15 protein-coding genes are annotated in these 14,469 nt (G+C 71.7%); 8 read left to right on the forward strand and 7 right to left on the reverse strand.

Going from position 1 to position 14,469, the window contains the following annotated elements; genetic code table 11:
• Positions 1 to 559 precede the first annotated feature (559 nt).
• The gene (gene miaA / locus KUM39_RS25945; RefSeq protein ID WP_217788205.1) at positions 560 to 1,498 is read right to left on the reverse strand and encodes a tRNA (adenosine(37)-N6)-dimethylallyltransferase MiaA; all 939 of its coding nucleotides are present in this window, start codon (positions 1,496 to 1,498) and stop codon (positions 560 to 562) included.
• Positions 1,499 to 1,714: 216 nt separating this feature from the next.
• Between miaA and KUM39_RS25950 the strand changes: the two genes are divergently transcribed.
• Complete coding sequence (locus KUM39_RS25950; RefSeq protein ID WP_217788206.1) at positions 1,715 to 2,107, forward strand: antitoxin; 393 nt, start codon at positions 1,715 to 1,717, stop codon at positions 2,105 to 2,107.
• 24 nt (positions 2,108 to 2,131) lie between these two features.
• On the opposite strand, the gene KUM39_RS25955 is transcribed toward KUM39_RS25950, so the two are convergent.
• From KUM39_RS25955 to KUM39_RS25965, 3 genes are all read right to left on the reverse strand, one after another.
• Positions 2,132 to 2,848 carry a class III extradiol dioxygenase subunit B-like domain-containing protein gene (locus KUM39_RS25955; protein WP_217788207.1) on the reverse strand — a complete coding sequence of 239 codons (717 nt, stop codon included), beginning with the start codon at positions 2,846 to 2,848 and terminating at the stop codon, positions 2,132 to 2,134.
• Positions 2,849 to 2,952: 104 nt separating this feature from the next.
• A complete protein-coding gene (gene miaB, locus KUM39_RS25960) occupies positions 2,953 to 4,479 on the reverse strand; it encodes a tRNA (N6-isopentenyl adenosine(37)-C2)-methylthiotransferase MiaB (RefSeq protein ID WP_217788208.1) in 1,527 nt (508 codons plus the stop codon).
• 119 nt (positions 4,480 to 4,598) lie between these two features.
• Complete coding sequence (locus KUM39_RS25965; RefSeq protein WP_217788209.1) at positions 4,599 to 5,345, reverse strand: PP2C family protein-serine/threonine phosphatase; 747 nt, start codon at positions 5,343 to 5,345, stop codon at positions 4,599 to 4,601.
• A gap of 184 nt (positions 5,346 to 5,529) precedes the next feature.
• Here KUM39_RS25965 and KUM39_RS25970 point away from each other — a divergent pair, with 184 nt between their 5' ends.
• The gene (locus KUM39_RS25970; protein WP_217788210.1) at positions 5,530 to 5,895 is read left to right on the forward strand and encodes a DUF6204 family protein; all 366 of its coding nucleotides are present in this window, start codon (positions 5,530 to 5,532) and stop codon (positions 5,893 to 5,895) included.
• 166 nt (positions 5,896 to 6,061) lie between these two features.
• Positions 6,062 to 6,445 carry a MarR family winged helix-turn-helix transcriptional regulator gene (locus KUM39_RS25975; RefSeq protein ID WP_308288244.1) on the forward strand — a complete coding sequence of 128 codons (384 nt, stop codon included), beginning with the start codon at positions 6,062 to 6,064 and terminating at the stop codon, positions 6,443 to 6,445.
• An 18-nt stretch (positions 6,446 to 6,463) separates the two neighbouring features.
• On the opposite strand, the gene KUM39_RS25980 is transcribed toward KUM39_RS25975, so the two are convergent.
• Positions 6,464 to 6,970, reverse strand: a complete 507-nt coding sequence (locus KUM39_RS25980; protein WP_217788212.1) for a pyrophosphohydrolase domain-containing protein — start codon at positions 6,968 to 6,970, stop codon at positions 6,464 to 6,466.
• Between the two features lie 184 nt (positions 6,971 to 7,154).
• Here KUM39_RS25980 and KUM39_RS25985 point away from each other — a divergent pair, with 184 nt between their 5' ends.
• The gene (locus tag KUM39_RS25985; RefSeq protein WP_217788213.1) at positions 7,155 to 8,153 is read left to right on the forward strand and encodes a TAXI family TRAP transporter solute-binding subunit; all 999 of its coding nucleotides are present in this window, start codon (positions 7,155 to 7,157) and stop codon (positions 8,151 to 8,153) included.
• Positions 8,154 to 8,311: 158 nt separating this feature from the next.
• Here the strand turns inward: KUM39_RS25985 and KUM39_RS25990 are convergent, their stop codons facing one another.
• The gene (locus KUM39_RS25990) at positions 8,312 to 9,712 is read right to left on the reverse strand and encodes a sensor histidine kinase (protein WP_217788214.1); all 1,401 of its coding nucleotides are present in this window, start codon (positions 9,710 to 9,712) and stop codon (positions 8,312 to 8,314) included.
• A gap of 9 nt (positions 9,713 to 9,721) precedes the next feature.
• Positions 9,722 to 10,408: a response regulator transcription factor gene (locus KUM39_RS25995; protein WP_217788215.1), complete on the reverse strand. Its 687-nt coding sequence runs from the start codon at positions 10,406 to 10,408 to the stop codon at positions 9,722 to 9,724.
• Positions 10,409 to 10,801: 393 nt separating this feature from the next.
• Between KUM39_RS25995 and KUM39_RS26000 the strand changes: the two genes are divergently transcribed.
• The 4 genes from KUM39_RS26000 (at position 10,802) to KUM39_RS26015 (ending at position 14,356) form a co-directional block, all read left to right on the forward strand.
• Positions 10,802 to 11,578 (forward strand): amino acid ABC transporter ATP-binding protein, encoded by a 777-nt coding sequence (locus tag KUM39_RS26000; RefSeq protein ID WP_217788216.1) that lies wholly within the window; start codon positions 10,802 to 10,804, stop codon positions 11,576 to 11,578.
• Positions 11,579 to 11,669: 91 nt separating this feature from the next.
• Positions 11,670 to 12,500 carry a glutamate ABC transporter substrate-binding protein gene (locus tag KUM39_RS26005; protein ID WP_217788217.1) on the forward strand — a complete coding sequence of 277 codons (831 nt, stop codon included), beginning with the start codon at positions 11,670 to 11,672 and terminating at the stop codon, positions 12,498 to 12,500.
• A gap of 288 nt (positions 12,501 to 12,788) precedes the next feature.
• Positions 12,789 to 13,454, forward strand: a complete 666-nt coding sequence (locus tag KUM39_RS26010; protein WP_217788218.1) for an amino acid ABC transporter permease — start codon at positions 12,789 to 12,791, stop codon at positions 13,452 to 13,454.
• Positions 13,451 to 14,356, forward strand: coding sequence for an amino acid ABC transporter permease (locus tag KUM39_RS26015; protein ID WP_217788219.1), 906 nt, complete (start codon positions 13,451 to 13,453; stop codon positions 14,354 to 14,356). Before KUM39_RS26010 ends, KUM39_RS26015 begins: the two co-directional genes overlap by 4 nt.
• Positions 14,357 to 14,469: the final 113 nt, after the last annotated feature.

Consider the following 14,469-nt stretch of genomic DNA (forward strand, 5'->3'; position numbering starts at 1 on the left):
ACCTCGATCTTTCTTGACAGTCCGCCGACTCCGTCGGTGGACCGTTTCGCTTTCGGTGGTTGATGCCGGGCAGGCCGCGGGCCCGAGTGTCGTCTCGGGGTGGGGCGCCGGGTTCCACTGTCCGGTCCGCCACCGGCGCCTCCTCGGGCCAGAGCGGCAGCAGCGGCTCGACCAGCGCCCACAGGTCATCGTCCACAATCCACGGCCAGGTACTCACACCCTTTCGAACGGCCGAATCGCCACATCGTCACACCCGACCAGGACGCCTCAAAAAGATCGCGTTTCGAGCTCTCAGCGCAGAGCCGCGTTGATCCTTCGAGGGAAGCGGTAGCGCACGCCGCTACCGGATGCCCGGCGCTCGCGCCGCCCGGCAATGTACTGGCCTAATTTCTGACTCTACGTCAGGTAAGTCAGCGAAGACTCAGCAACAATGCCCGTATCGGCTGTCCCATGCTGTCGAAGTCTGATGAAACTCCAAAGCTAGAAAATCCGTCTCTGACCTGCACCTATGCAGGTCAGAGACGGATTCCTGGTACGCCCTCAACGTCGCATCACGTGATCAGGCTGTGACCGGTCGTTCGAGCAACGCCAGCGCCAGGCCGGGCAGTTCTTCCCGGTCGGCCTCGGCGCCGCTGAGCCAGTGCACCCGCGGATCGCGCCGGAACCACGAGTCCTGGCGGCGCGCGAAGCGTTTGGTGGCGCGTACGGTCTCGTCGCGCGCCTCCGTCTCGGTGCACTCCCCGGCGAGCGCGGCCAGCACCTGTTGGTACCCGAGCGCGCGGGACGCCGTACGCCCCTCTCGCAGCCCGCGGGCCTCCAGGGCGCGGACCTCGTCCACGAGCCCGGCCTCCCACATGCGGTCCACCCGGCGCGCGATCCGCTCGTCCAGCTCGGGCCGCGCGACGTCCACGCCGATCTGCACGGTGTCGTAGACGGAGTCGTGGCCGGGGAGGTTGGCGGTGAAGGGGCGGCCGGTGATCTCGATCACCTCAAGGGCGCGGACGATCCGGCGGCCGTTGCTGGGCAGGATGGCGCGGGCGGCCTCCGGGTCCGCGGCGGCGAGCCGGGCGTGCAGCGCGCCGGAGCCGCGCAGCACCAGTTCGTCCTCCAGCCGGGCACGCACCTCGGGGTCGGTGCCGGGGAACTCCAGGTTGTCCACCGCGCCGCGTACGTACAGCCCGGAGCCGCCGACGAGGACCGGCCAGCGGCCTTCGGCGAGGAGGGCGTCGATGCGGGCGCGGGCGAGCCGCTGGTACTCGGCGACGGAGGCGGCCTCGGTGACGTCCCAGATGTCCAGCAGGTGGTGCGGGACGCCGCCGCGCTCCTCCTCGGCCAGTTTGGCGGTGCCGATGTCCATGCCCCGGTAGAGCTGCATGGAGTCGGCGTTGACGACCTCGCCGCCCAGCCGCTGGGCCAGGAGGACGCCGAGATCGGACTTTCCGGCCGCGGTGGGTCCGACGACGGCGATGACGCGGGGGGCGGGGGGTGCGCTGCTCACCCGACCAGTCTCGCAAACGGCGCGGGCCGGGCGGGAACGGGTCACGGCTTGCGGTTCCGGGGGTGGACGGAAGACGCCGTACGCGTACGCCTGTCGCGGGGTGGGCGGAGGTCAGCGGCGCGGTGATTCACCCGTACGAGTACCGTATGAGAGGAATGCGGGGTTCGTTCCCGGAGAGCCGAGGGTGTTCGGCGCCGGTGAGGGAAGGTGGACCTCATGGGTCTCATGGACAACGTGAAAGCGGCGCTCGCCTCGGCCGAGGACAAGGTGTCGGACCTCGCCCGGCAACACGGCGACAAGGTGCAGCACGGCATCGACAAGGCCGCGCGGGCCGTGGACGACCGCACCGGCCACAAGTACAGCGACCGCATCCACGCGGGCACGGGCAAGGCCAAGGGCGCGATGGACCGACTGGCCCGCAAGGACGGACCGGACGGTATGGACACGGCGGGCCCCGGCGCGGGTCCGGCGGGTCCGGGTCCGGCTGGCTCGGCTACGACGGGCTCGGGTACGACGCGTCCGGATGCGGCGGGTCCGGCCACCCCTGGTGCGGGCCCCGAGGGGACCGTGCCGAACAGCCCGCCGGAGGGGCCGCCCCCGGTGTCGTGACGGCGACCCGCGTGTGCCGCTCGGTTACGACCAGGCGGCCACGAAGTACCCCACCCCGTACGGCGCGTCCTCGTACAGCAGCGTGCCGTCGAGGCCGGCGTTCTCGGCCGCACCGGCGAGCAGTTGCCAGGGGGCGCGGCCGGACGCCTTGAGCTGGGCGGCGAGGGACACGTCCAGCGTGGCCAGCGCGGTGAGGTCGGCGGCGCCCAGGGCGCGGGCGGCTTCGGCGTCGAAGGGGGCGGCGCGCTCGTCGAGGTAGCCCGGCGCCTTCAGGGTGCGGCAGGCGCTGCCGTCGCCCATGACGAGCAGTGCGACCCGCCCGGCCCGCGCGGCGAGGTCCCGCCCGACCTCCGCGCACTGTTCGGGCGCCAGGGCCTCCCCGATACCGAGCCCCTCCAGGGGTACGCCGGTCCAGTCGGCGCGCTCCAGCAGCCACCCGGCGACGGCGAGGGAGGCCGGGAGGGTGCCGTGCGACTCGGTGCCGGGTGCGGGGACGCCGAGCGTCACGTCCACCTCGGCCCCGAAGCCCCGGAACGATCCGGGGGTGCCCTGCGGATGGGCTCCGCTGCCGTTCTCTCCGGCCGGTCCGACGACCACCAGCAGATCGGGGCGGGCGGCGGCCAGCACACCGAACGCGTCGGCGCAGGCCGCGCGGGCGGTGTCCAGCTCCGGGGCGGCGCCCGCCGCGACCTCGGGCACGAGCAGCGGCGGGCAGGGGCAGACGGCGGCGGCGACAAGCATGATCGGCAGCGTACGCGGTGGGCGGACGGGCCCCGGAGCGGGGCGGTGGCGGTGACCGGGCGGCCTCCGGAGCGGGTCGCTGTGCGGGCGGCCCCCGGAATGGGTCAGTCGCAGCCGCAGCCGCCGGTCGCGGCCGGGAGCGGGGCGGGGACGCCGATCTTGGGCAGGCCGAGCAGGACACCCTGCGGCTTGGCGGTCTCGGCGGCGTTGCGCTTCTCCCAGGCATCACCGGCGCGGGTACGGCGCACGGCGAGCGTGGGGCCCTCCGCGAGCAGGTGGTGCGGGGCGGCGTACGTGATCTCGACGGTGACGACGTCGCCGGGGCGGACGTCCTCGTCGGGCTTGGTGAAGTGGACCAGGCGGTTGTCGGGGGCGCGGCCGGAGAGGCGGTGCGTGGCGCCGTCCTTGCGGCCCTCGCCCTCCGCGACCATCAGGTCCAGGGTGCGGCCGACCTGCTTCTTGTTTTCGTCCCAGGAGATCTCCTCCTGGAGGGCGACGAGACGCTCGTAGCGCGCCTGGACGACCTCCTTGGGGATCTGGCCGTCCATCGTGGCGGCCGGGGTGCCGGGCCGCTTGGAGTACTGGAAGGTGAACGCCTGCGTGAAGCGGGCCTCGCGCACGACCCGCATCGTCTGCTCGAAGTCCTCCTCGGTCTCGCCGGGGAAGCCCACGATGATGTCGGTGGTGATGGCCGCGTGCGGGATGGCGGCGCGGACCTTCTCGATGATGCCGAGGTAGCGCTCCTGCCGGTAGGAGCGGCGCATGGCCTTCAGGACGGTGTCGGAACCGGACTGGAGCGGCATGTGGAGCTGCGGCATGACGTTCGGCGTCTCGGCCATCGCGGCGATGACGTCGTCGGTGAAGTCGCGCGGGTGCGGGGAGGTGAAGCGGACCCGCTCCAGGCCCTCGATGGTGCCGCAGGCGCGCAGCAGCTTGCTGAACGCCTCGCGGTCGCCGATGTCGGAGCCGTACGCGTTGACGTTCTGCCCGAGCAGCGTGATCTCGGAGACGCCCTCCGCGACCAGGGCCTCGATCTCGGCGAGGATGTCGCCGGTCCGGCGGTCCTTCTCCTTGCCGCGCAGGGCCGGGACGATGCAGAAGGTGCAGGTGTTGTTGCAGCCGACGGAGATGGAGACCCACGCGGCGTACGCGCTCTCGCGGCGGGTCGGCAGCGTGGAGGGGAACGCCTCCAGCGACTCCGCGATCTCGACCTGCGCTTCCTCCTGTACGCGGGCGCGCTCCAGCAGGACCGGCAGCTTGCCGATGTTGTGCGTACCGAAGACGACGTCCACCCAGGGCGCCTTTTTCACGATGGTGTCCTGGTCCTTCTGCGCCAGGCACCCCCCGACCGCGATCTGCATGCCGGGCCGCGACAGCTTCCGCGGGGCCAGCCGCCCCAGGTTGCCGTACAGCCGGTTGTCCGCGTTCTCCCGCACGGCGCAGGTGTTGAACACGACGACGTCCGCGTCCCCGTCCGACCCCTCCGGCGCCCGCACGTACCCGGCCTCTTCCAGCAGCCCGGACAATCGCTCCGAGTCGTGCACGTTCATCTGGCACCCGTAGGTACGGACTTCGTAGGTCTTGGGTGCCATCACGTCCACTGCGGGGCTCCGGTCGCTGCTGAGGGTCATGCGACAAGGGTAGGCGCTCCCCCGACACGCCCCTCACGCAGTTCGGAACGCACCTCCCCGGCCCCGCGGCACAGCCGCGTTCACCGTTGTCGCGGGTGCGGACCCGCAAGGGCCGCCCGTCACTCCCCCACCACCCGCACCACGGCCACCGTGATGTTGTCCGGCCCCCCGGCCGTGATCGCCGCTTTCCAGAGTTCGAAGGCGATGTGGTCGTCCTGGTGGTCGTGGAGGAGTTGTCGGAGGGTTTCCGGGGGGACGGGGTCGGTGAGGCCGTCGGTGCAGATGAGGTAGCGGGTGCCAGGGACGAGGGGGGTGGTGGTGATGTGGGGGACGACGGGGGTGTAGGCGGTGTTGCCGCCGAGGCACTGGGTGACGACCGGGGTGGTGCGGCAGCCGGGTTCGAGGGCGGGGCTGTCGTCGGTGCTGAGCTGCCGCAGGCCGTCGGGACCGGCGGCCAGGACGCGGCTGTCGCCCACGTTGAAGACGAGGAGGGAGTCGGGCCGTACGACCACGCCCGCGACCGTCGTCCCCATCGCGGCCAGGCCGCCCCCGGTGTCGTCGGCCGCGCGGTACACCGCCCGGTTGCAGGCGTCGAGCACGTCGTGCACGGCCTCCTCGTCGGACATGGACGCCCCGCACGCCGCGATACGGCGGGCCACCAGCGCGCTCGCCACATCACCGCCGGGGTGTCCGCCGAGTCCGTCCGCAACCGCGACGACCACGGGTGAGCCGAAGGGGAACATCAGCGTCTGGGGGCTCTCGGTGACGGTCGCGCACAGTGTCCAGGGGCCCGCGACCAGGCTGTCCTCGTTGCGTTCGCGCAGCAGCCCCGGATGACTCAGGGCGGTCACCGCCACGTACGGCATCGGACGCCACCGCCTTCCCGTAACGGGCCGGGCCGGGCACTCCCGCGGAGGCACGGCTTCCCTGCCGAGTCTAGGGCGGACCGGTGCGCCGGTCCGGCCGCCGCGGACGGCTCGTCCGTCCGGTCGGCGGGGTTTCCCCAAACCCCTTGGTCCTCTTCCCTCCCGTCCGCCTAGAGTCACCGGAATGACCATCCGAACCTTCCGTATCACCGTGCGCGGCGTCTTCGACGGCCTGGACTCCGGGCAGCGCGCCGCTCTCCTCGCCGACGCCGCCGAGCACGACGTGCTCCGCGCCGCCTTCACCCCTGAGGGCCACCTCAGCTACGACATCACCGCCCGCCCCGCCTTCACCTTCCGGTTCTCCGCCACCGGCGAGGAAGAGGAGGACATCCTGGTGGCCGCCGAGGAGGCCGAGAACACGGCTCGCGCCTGGCTCTCCGAGCGCGGCTACGGCTTCAAGAACCTCCGGTCCAGCGCGGAGGATCTCTCCCAGGCGCCGCTGGGCAAGCGACAGCGGCGGGCCGCGCGGTCCGAGGGCTTCGGTCGTTGAGCGCGGGCATGAACTTGAGGAGTCAAGGATCTCGCAACCATTCTGCCGCCGCCTCCGACCGCGCCATTAACACCGACCCCGGACTCCGGAACGAGGGCTCCTTGTGACCACGCGCACCGACGCCCTCGACACCGCTTTGCGGCTCGTCCGTGCTCAAACCCTCCTTGTGAGGCGTTTCGACGCCCGGCTGAGCGGGCTGCACGGCGTGAGCCTCGCGGACTTCACGATGCTGCTCCGGCTGGGCCGCGCGTCCGGCGGCCGGATGCGGCGCGTGGATCTGGCCGAGGCCCTGGGTCTCACCGCGTCCGGGGTCACCCGGGGGCTCGCCCCGCTGGAGCGGATCGGCCTCGTCACCCGCGAACCGGACGCCCGTGACGCCCGCGTCGCCTACGCCGCCCTGACCCCGACGGGCCGGGAACGCCTCAGGGAGATGCTGGCCACCGCGGAGGAGACCGCCGCCGACCTCTTCACCGGGCCGACCTGGGCCGACGAGGACGTGGCCCTTCTCGCGGCGCTGCTCACACGGCTGGACGGTGGTGCGGTGGGCTGACCGTCGCGGCCGTCACGGTCACGCCGCCAGCGTTGCCGTCTTCGCCCTACTCCCCGTTCTCCCCGCCCGGCCCCCCCCCCCCCCCCCCCCCCCCCCCCCCGCCACGTCCGGCGCCCGATAGTGCTCGCCCTTCAGCACCTTCCCGTCGGCCCGCCGCAACACCTCCCCGTCCGGACCCAGTTTGCTCATGTTGGCCCGGTGCACCTCCGCGAGCACCGCGTCCAGGTCGATCCCGTGGACCAGTGCGGTGCCGTACGCGACGTAGACTACGTCCGCGAGTTCGTGCGCGAGCCGGTCCAGCGGGCCCGCGACCGACACCTCGGCCACCTCGGCCGCCTCCTCGGCCAGCAACTCGCCCCGGTATGAAGCCAGTTGAGGGGACACCTCAATGGGCGTACTCCGGACATCGAGACCGAAGGCGCGGTGGAACTCACCGACGAGACGGGCAGGCGACGCGGACGGGACGGGCGGCAGGGGCGACGCGGACGGCACAGGCGGGACGGGTGGGACGGCCGAAGAACTCATCCCCCGACCCTAGTGACCCCGCCAGACGCACACCCGACACCGAGTGGCCACCACGCCCCCCCCCCCTCCCACCCCCCCCCGCCTCCCCCCCCCCCCCCCGCCACCCCCACGTCCGCGCCCCGAACACCCGCCCCGGCGTGCTCGCCCCTGGTCAGCCCCTGCCCCGCCTGGCAGGATCGCCCGCATGCCCAAGCTCTCCCCCCGTATCGGCGGACGCCACGCGCTCCAGGGCGCGGCCGTCGGCGCCGTCGTCCTCGGCCTGCTGCTGTGGTGGCTGCTGCCGCTGGGCGACCCCCCGCCGAGCGGGACCATCGTGTTCAGCACGGGCGCGCCGCGCGGGGTGTACGAGGAGTACGGCGAGCGGCTGCGCACCGAACTGGGCCGGGACATGCCCGGCCTGAAGGTGAAGCTGATGAACAGCGCGGGGTCGCAGGAGAACGTGCAGCGGGTGGCGACCGGCAAGGCCGACTTCACCATCGCGGCGGCGGACGCCGTGGAGACGTACCAGATGCGCCACGGTGCGGGCGCCGGACGGCTGCGCGGGGTGGCGCGGCTCTACGACGACTACATGCAGCTCATCGTGGCGCGCGACTCGGACGTAACGAGCATCGCCGACCTGCGGCACAAGCGGGTGGCCACCGGGCTGCCCGACTCGGGCGTACGGCTGATGGCGAACCGGGTGCTCCAGGCGGCCGGGATCGACCCGGTGAAGGACATCACCCCCCTGTCGTACGGCATAGACACCGGGCCGAACCAGCTGGCCGCCGGGAAGATCGACGCGTTCTTCTGGTCCGGCGGGCTGCCGACGCGCGGGCTGGCGGCGCTGGCCCGCGAGGGGGCGTTCAAGTTCGTACCGATCGGCGCCGACCTCGTCTCCCGACTGCACGCGGACGGGGACGCCGCCCGGTACTACCGCGCCGCCGAGATGCCGGAGTCCGCCTACCCGACCGTCCAGCACGGGGCGACGGTGCCGACGATGGCGGTGTCCAACCTGCTGATGACCCGCGCGGACATGGACCCCCGGCTCACCGAGTGGGTGACCCGTACGGTGATCAAGAGCCGGGACGGCATCGGCGCCCATGTGCACTCCGCCCAGCTCGTGGACCTGCGCACCGCCATCTACACCGACCCCCTGCCCCTCCAGACGGGCGCCCGGCGCTACTACCGCTCGGTCAAGCCGTAAGCCGCAAGCCATCAACTACGGGCCGTACGGCGTGGATCGTGTGCGGTACGCCGCGTATGCCCCTATGCCACGTGCCGTTGTGCCCGCACGGCCCCTCCCCTCCCCGCACGGCCCCGCCCCGCCCCCTGCCCTCCCCTGCCCTGCCGTGCTCTGCCCCCCTACCCCCCGTCCCGAGGCACCCGCACCGTCACCCGCAGCCCACGCGGCTCGGCGTGCGCGTAGGCGAGGGAGCCGCCCCCGGCGGCGAGGAGGGCGTGGGTGATGGAGAGGCCGAGGCCGGAGCCGTTGACGTTCTGGTGGCGCCCGCTGCGCCAGAACCGGTCCCCGACGCGGGTGAGTTCCTCCTCGGTGAGTCCGGGACCGGTGTCGGTGACGACGACCGTGGAGGTGTCGGCGTCGGAGGTGACCGAGACCTCGACCCTGCCCCCGTCGGGCGTGAACTTCACGGCGTTGTCGATGACCGCGTCCAGCGCGCTGGACAGGGTGATCGGGTCGGCCCAGCCGGTGGTGGGCGGACAGTCGCCCACCAGGTGGACGCCCTTGGCGTCGGCCGCGGCGGACCAGGCGGCCACCCGTTCCCCGGCGAGGGCGCCCACGTCGGTGATCCTCAGATCGGCCTCGGCGTGCTCGGCGAGGGCGAGGTCGAGGAGGTCGTCGAGGACCTGCGCGAGCCGTTTGCCCTCGGTCTGCACGGAGGCGATCTCCGCGTTGCCGTCGGGGAGTTCGAGGGCGAGGAGCTCGATGCGCAGCAGCAGTGCGGAGAGTGGGTTGCGAAGCTGGTGGGAGGCGTCGGCGACGAACGCGCGCTGCTGCTCCAGCACTTGCTGGACGTTGTCGGCCATCTCGTTGAACGACCGTGCCAGGCGCCGGAGTTCGGGTGGTCCACCGGCGGCGGCGACCCGGGACTTGAGGCGGCCGGTGGCGATGTCGTGGGTGGTGGCGTCCAGCACGCGCACCGGCCGCAGGACCCAGCCGGTCAGCCGGAGCGCGGCGCCGACGGCGAGCAGCATGGCCGCGAACTCACCGGCCGCGATGAGCAGCCAGCCGCGCAGGGTGCGGGACCGCATCTGCCCGGTGGGCGAGTCGGTGACGACGACGGCGACCACGTCACCGTCCCGGATCACCGGGGAGGCGACGACCAGGGTGCCGGTCTGCCAGGGCCACACCTGACGCGGATCGTGGCTGCGGCGGCTGAGCAGCGCCTCGTCGAAAGCGGCCCGTACCTCGCCCCGCTGCGGGACGAGCCAGTCGCCGGGCGCGTTGGCCATCGCGGCGCCGTTGCGGTAGAAGACACCGGCGCGGATGCCGTAGACGTCGTGGTAGCTGTCGAGTTCGCGGGCGAGCGTCTGCCGGCGCTCGTCGGTGCTGTCCTCGCGGGAGCCGGTGGGCCGGTCGGTGACGAACTGGGCGAGCGCGGCGAAGCGCGCGGTGTCGTCGATGCGGTCCACGACGACGTTCTGCTGCTCGGCGGCGGCCTTGCTGAGGCCGAGCGGGATGCCGAGGGCGAGGAGGACGGCCGCCATCAGGACGATGAGCAGCGGCAGGAGCCGTGTGCGCACCCGTACCCGCTACGCGGCCGGGGCGACGAGGCGGTAGCCGACGCCGCGTACGGTCTCGATGAGCGCGGGCCGCCGCAGCTTGGCGCGCAGCGAGGCGACGTGCACCTCCAGGGTGCGGCCCGTGCCCTCCCAACTGGTGCGCCAGACCTCGCTGATGATCTGCTCGCGCCGGAAGACGACGCCGGGCCGCTGCGCGAGCAGGGCGAGCAGGTCGAACTCCTTGCGGGTGAGCTGCACCGGGTCACCGTCCACGCTGACCTGCCGGGTGGGCAGTTCGATACGTACGACGCCGAGCAGCAGCGCGGTGTCGGCGCTCGCCGCGCCCTCGTCGGGGACGGTGCGGCGGCTGACGGCATGGATACGGGCGAGCAGTTCCCCGGTGTCGTACGGCTTGACCACGTAGTCGTCGGCGCCGAGGTTGAGGCCGTGGATGCGGGAGCGCACGTCGGAGCGGGCGGTCACCATGATCACCGGGGTGGTGGTGAGCTTGCGGATGCGGCCGCAGACCTCGTAGCCGTCCAGGTCGGGCAGGCCCAGGTCGAGCAGGACCACGCCGAAGCCGTCGCCCTCGGGGACCAGGGCCTTGAGGGCCTCCTCGCCGCTGCGGGCGTGGGTGACCTCGAAGCCGTGGCGCGCGAGGACGGCGGAGAGCGCCGCCGCGACATGGTTGTCGTCCTCGACGAGCAGCAGTCTCATTCCGTCCCCCTCCGGTCCGGCCGTCGTCCGGGTCATCCGTTTCCCGTGTCCCGGTCCGTGTGCGCGTCCGGCCACGGCGGCGGGACGCGTGCGCCCGCGTACGGCGCACCCTGAAGTCACTCCGATGGACAAGGACGGCGTCAAGGGGGTTCCGGTTGCCCGCGCTTTCCGTTATCCGCCCGATACGCGACGGCGGGCCACCGGAACGGTCCTGGTGAAACGTGCCTGCACCGGCCGGGACAGGGCTGGTCCACGGCCGGAGCGCGGTCGGACCACGGCTGGTGACCGGCCGCCGCCGGATCGTGATGCTCAGATTCCCCTCAGATGTGATGACGCTGCTCACCGGCTCTCACTACTGTCCTCCGCAACCGAGGAGGACGGAGCCCCAGAGCCATGACCGAAGTATCGGTGGCCAAGGAGGACGCGGTCACGGCGGACGAACTGGTCGTGCTGAGCGGCGTCAACAAGCACTTCGGCCCGTTGCACGTGCTCCAGGACATCGACCTGACGATCGGCCGGGGCGAGGTCGTCGTGGTCATCGGGCCCTCCGGGTCCGGCAAATCGACCCTGTGCCGCACGATCAACCGCCTGGAGGGCGTCGATTCGGGCAGCATCACCATCGACGGCGACCCGCTGCCCGCCGAGGGCCGCGCGCTGGCCCGGCTGCGCGCCGACGTCGGCATGGTCTTCCAGTCGTTCAACCTCTTCGCGCACAAGACCGTGCTGGAGAACGTGGTGCTGGGCCAGGTCAAGGTCCGCAAGGCGGACCGGAAGCGGGCCGAGGAGAAGGCCCGCGCCCTGCTCGACCGGGTCGGTGTGGGCGCGCAGGCCGACAAGTACCCGGCGCAGCTCTCCGGCGGCCAGCAGCAGCGCGTGGCCATCGCGCGGGCGCTGGCGATGGACCCGAAGGTCATGCTCTTCGACGAGCCGACCTCGGCGCTCGACCCGGAGATGATCAACGAGGTGCTGGAGGTCATGCAGCAGCTCGCCCAGGAGGGCATGACGATGGTCGTCGTCACGCACGAGATGGGTTTCGCCCGGTCGGCCGCGAACCGCGTGGTCTTCATGGCCGACGGCCGCATCGTCGAACAGGCCGAACCGGAGCAGTTCTTCAGCAATCCGCGCAGCGAGCGGGCCAGGGACTTCCTGTCGAAGATCCTGCATCACTGACGCGGCGCCCGCGCGCCGGTTGAACTCCGCGTCTCCGGCGCCCGTTTGTCATGCGGACCGCGTTCTCCTCACCACCCAAAGGATGTTCACCATGAAGCTCCGCAAGGTCACCGCCGTCTCGGCGGCCGTCCTCGCCCTCGCCGTGTCCGCCACCGCGTGCGGCGGCAGCTCCGACAGCGGCAAGGGCGGCGGTGACAAGATCAAGATCGGCGTCAAGTTCGACCAGCCCGGCCTGGGCCTGAAGAAGCCCGACGGTTCCATGTCCGGCTTCGATGTGGACGTCGCCACGTACGTCGCCAAGGAACTCGGCTACAAGCCGGACCAGATCCAGTGGGTGGAGACCAAGAGCGCCGACCGCGAGAACGCGCTGGCGCGCGGGGACGTGAAGTTCATCGCCGCGTCCTACTCGATCACCGACGAGCGCAAGCAGAAGGTGGACTTCGCCGGTCCCTACCTGCTCGCCCACCAGGACCTGCTGGTGAAGAAGGACGCGAACATCACCCAGGGCGCGGACCTCAACGGCAAGAAGCTGTGCTCCGTGACGGGTTCCACCTCGGCGCAGAACGTCCAGAAGACGATCGCGCCGAAGGCCAACCTCAAGGAGAACAGCGCCTATTCGGAGTGCATCGCCGGTCTGCAGAACGGCGCGGTGGACGCGGTCACCACCGACGACTCGATCCTCGCGGGCTTCGCCGCCCAGGACAAGTACCAGGGCCAGTTCAAGCTCGCCGGGCTGAAGCTCAGCAACGAGAACTACGGCATCGGCGTGAAGAAGGGCGACAGCGCCACCGTGGACAAGATCAACAAGGCGCTGGAGAAGATGGTCTCGGACAAGTCCTGGGACAAGGCGGTCGAGACCAACTTCGGCCCGGCGAACTACAAGAACGAGCCCGCGCCGAAGATCGGCCAGCTCGTCAGCTAGTGCGGTGACCGGAAGGGCCGTCGGAAGGTGCGCGGCGTCCGGTGCGGCGTCCGGCACGGCGAAGCCCCGCCCGCCTACGGGAGGTACGCGGGTGGGGCGACGGCGTGGCGGGGGCGCCGTGCCGGACGCCCCGCGCCGGTGGACCTCTCCGGTCGCGGCACCGGGCCACCACCGCTCCGCCGGCGCGGGTTCCGGCGGGTGACACGGGTCCGCCCGGTGCCGTCCGTCCCGGCGACGGCGGCGCCCCGCCCTCCACATACGCCATCCACCCGGAAAGCGCGGGAGACAGTGTTCGACTTTCTCGAAGGTTACGACGTCCTGGGGGCGTTCTGGACGACCGTCCAGCTGACGGTGCTGTCGGCCGTCGGCGCGCTCGTCTGGGGCACGCTGCTCGCCGCGATGCGGGTCAGCCCGGTCCCGCTGATGCGCGGATTCGCCAACGTCTACGTGAACATCGTCCGGAACATCCCGCTGACGATCATCGTCCTGTTCGCCTCCCTCGGTCTCGCCGACATCTTCGGCGCGACGATGGGCGCCTCCGACTTCAAGATCCAGGGCTTCCGGCTGGCCGTCCTCGGACTGGTCGGCTACACCTCGGCGTTCGTCTGCGAGGCGATCAGGTCCGGCATCAACACGGTGCCGATGGGCCAGGCGGAGGCGGCCCGCGCGATCGGGCTGAACTTCTCCCAGACGCTGCGCCTGATCGTGCTGCCGCAGGCGTTCCGCGCGGTGATCGGCCCGCTCGCCAACGTGCTGATCGCGCTCACCAAGAACACCACCGTCGCGTCGGCCATCGGCGTGGCGGAGGCGGCGACCCTGATGAAGACCATGATGGAGAACGAGGCGCAGACGCTGGCCATCGGCGCCGTCTTCGCCCTCGGCTTCGTGGTCCTTACCCTGCCCGTCGGTCTGCTCCTCGGCTGGGCCGGCAAGCGACTGGCGGTGAAGCGATGAGTTCCGTCCTCTACGACACTCCCGGCCCGCGGGCCAGGCGGCGCAACGCGCTGTTGTCCGTGGTCTTCGTGGTGCTGCTCGCCGCGCTGGCCTGGTGGATCTGGCAGGTCCTGGACGACAAGCAGCAGTTCCGCTGGGTGCTGTGGCAGCCGTTCACCACCGGCCAGGCGTGGACGACGTATCTGCTGCCCGGCCTGCTGAACACCCTCAAGGCCGCAGCGCTGGCGATGGTCATCGCGCTGCCGCTCGGCGCGGTGTTCGGCATAGCCCGGCTCTCGGACCACCGCTGGGTGCGCGGGGCCGCGGGCGTGGTGGTCGAGTTCTTCCGGGCGATCCCGGTGCTGCTGCTGATGCTGTTCGCCAACGAGTTCTACAACCGCTACATCGAGGTGCCCAGCGACAACCGCCCGTTCTACGCGGTGGTCACCGGCCTGGTCCTCTACAACGCCTCGGTGCTCGCCGAGATCGTACGGGCCGGAATCCTGGCGCTGCCCAAGGGGCAGACGGAGGCCGCGCAGGCGATCGGGCTGCGCAAGGGGCAGACGATGGCGGGCATCCTGCTGCCGCAGGCGGTGACCGCGATGCTCCCGGCCATCGTCAGCCAGCTCGTCGTCATCGTGAAGGACACCGCCCTGGGCGGTGCGATGATCGGCTACGCCGAACTGCTCAGCGAGCGGGGCACGCTGGCCGCCAACTACGCCAACGTCATCGCCAGCTTCGCCGTCGTGGCGCTCCTCTACATCGTGCTGAACTTCGCCCTGACCTCCTTCGCCGCCCGTCTGGAGAGCAGGCTGCGGCGCAGCAAGCGCGGTACGGGGGCGGTGCTGGGCGCCGAGGAGACGGAGCCAGTCCGGCCGGTGGAGGTGCGCGGCGCGCTGGCGACCGGCGTGGATCAGCACTGACGGCCCGTCGGGTCCACCGGTTCTTCCGTACGGGGCCGCGCTCCGGGCGATCTGACGATCCGCCAGGAAGCGCGGCCTTCGTCGCTTGACGTAAGCACGCGCAGTAGGTTGCA

The organism is Streptomyces corallincola (assembly GCF_019104725.1).
Classification (GTDB): domain Bacteria; phylum Actinomycetota; class Actinomycetes; order Streptomycetales; family Streptomycetaceae; genus Streptomyces; species Streptomyces corallincola.

Excerpts from the sequence above, each read along its gene's own strand:
- KUM39_RS25950 (WP_217788206.1), top strand. The coding sequence starts at position 1,715 with ATGGGTCTCATGGACAACGTGAAAGCGGCGCTCGCCTCGGCCGAGGAC.
- KUM39_RS25955 (WP_217788207.1), bottom strand. The coding sequence starts at position 2,848 with ATGCTTGTCGCCGCCGCCGTCTGCCCCTGCCCGCCGCTGCTCGTGCCC.
- miaB (WP_217788208.1), bottom strand. The coding sequence starts at position 4,479 with ATGACCCTCAGCAGCGACCGGAGCCCCGCAGTGGACGTGATGGCACCC.
- KUM39_RS25965 (WP_217788209.1), bottom strand. The coding sequence starts at position 5,345 with ATGCCGTACGTGGCGGTGACCGCCCTGAGTCATCCGGGGCTGCTGCGC.
- KUM39_RS25970 (WP_217788210.1), top strand. The coding sequence starts at position 5,530 with ATGACCATCCGAACCTTCCGTATCACCGTGCGCGGCGTCTTCGACGGC.
- KUM39_RS25980 (WP_217788212.1), bottom strand. The coding sequence starts at position 6,970 with ATGAGTTCTTCGGCCGTCCCACCCGTCCCGCCTGTGCCGTCCGCGTCG.
- KUM39_RS25985 (WP_217788213.1), top strand. The coding sequence starts at position 7,155 with ATGCCCAAGCTCTCCCCCCGTATCGGCGGACGCCACGCGCTCCAGGGC.
- KUM39_RS25995 (WP_217788215.1), bottom strand. The coding sequence starts at position 10,408 with ATGAGACTGCTGCTCGTCGAGGACGACAACCATGTCGCGGCGGCGCTC.
- KUM39_RS26000 (WP_217788216.1), top strand. The coding sequence starts at position 10,802 with ATGACCGAAGTATCGGTGGCCAAGGAGGACGCGGTCACGGCGGACGAA.
- KUM39_RS26005 (WP_217788217.1), top strand. The coding sequence starts at position 11,670 with ATGAAGCTCCGCAAGGTCACCGCCGTCTCGGCGGCCGTCCTCGCCCTC.
- KUM39_RS26015 (WP_217788219.1), top strand. The coding sequence starts at position 13,451 with ATGAGTTCCGTCCTCTACGACACTCCCGGCCCGCGGGCCAGGCGGCGC.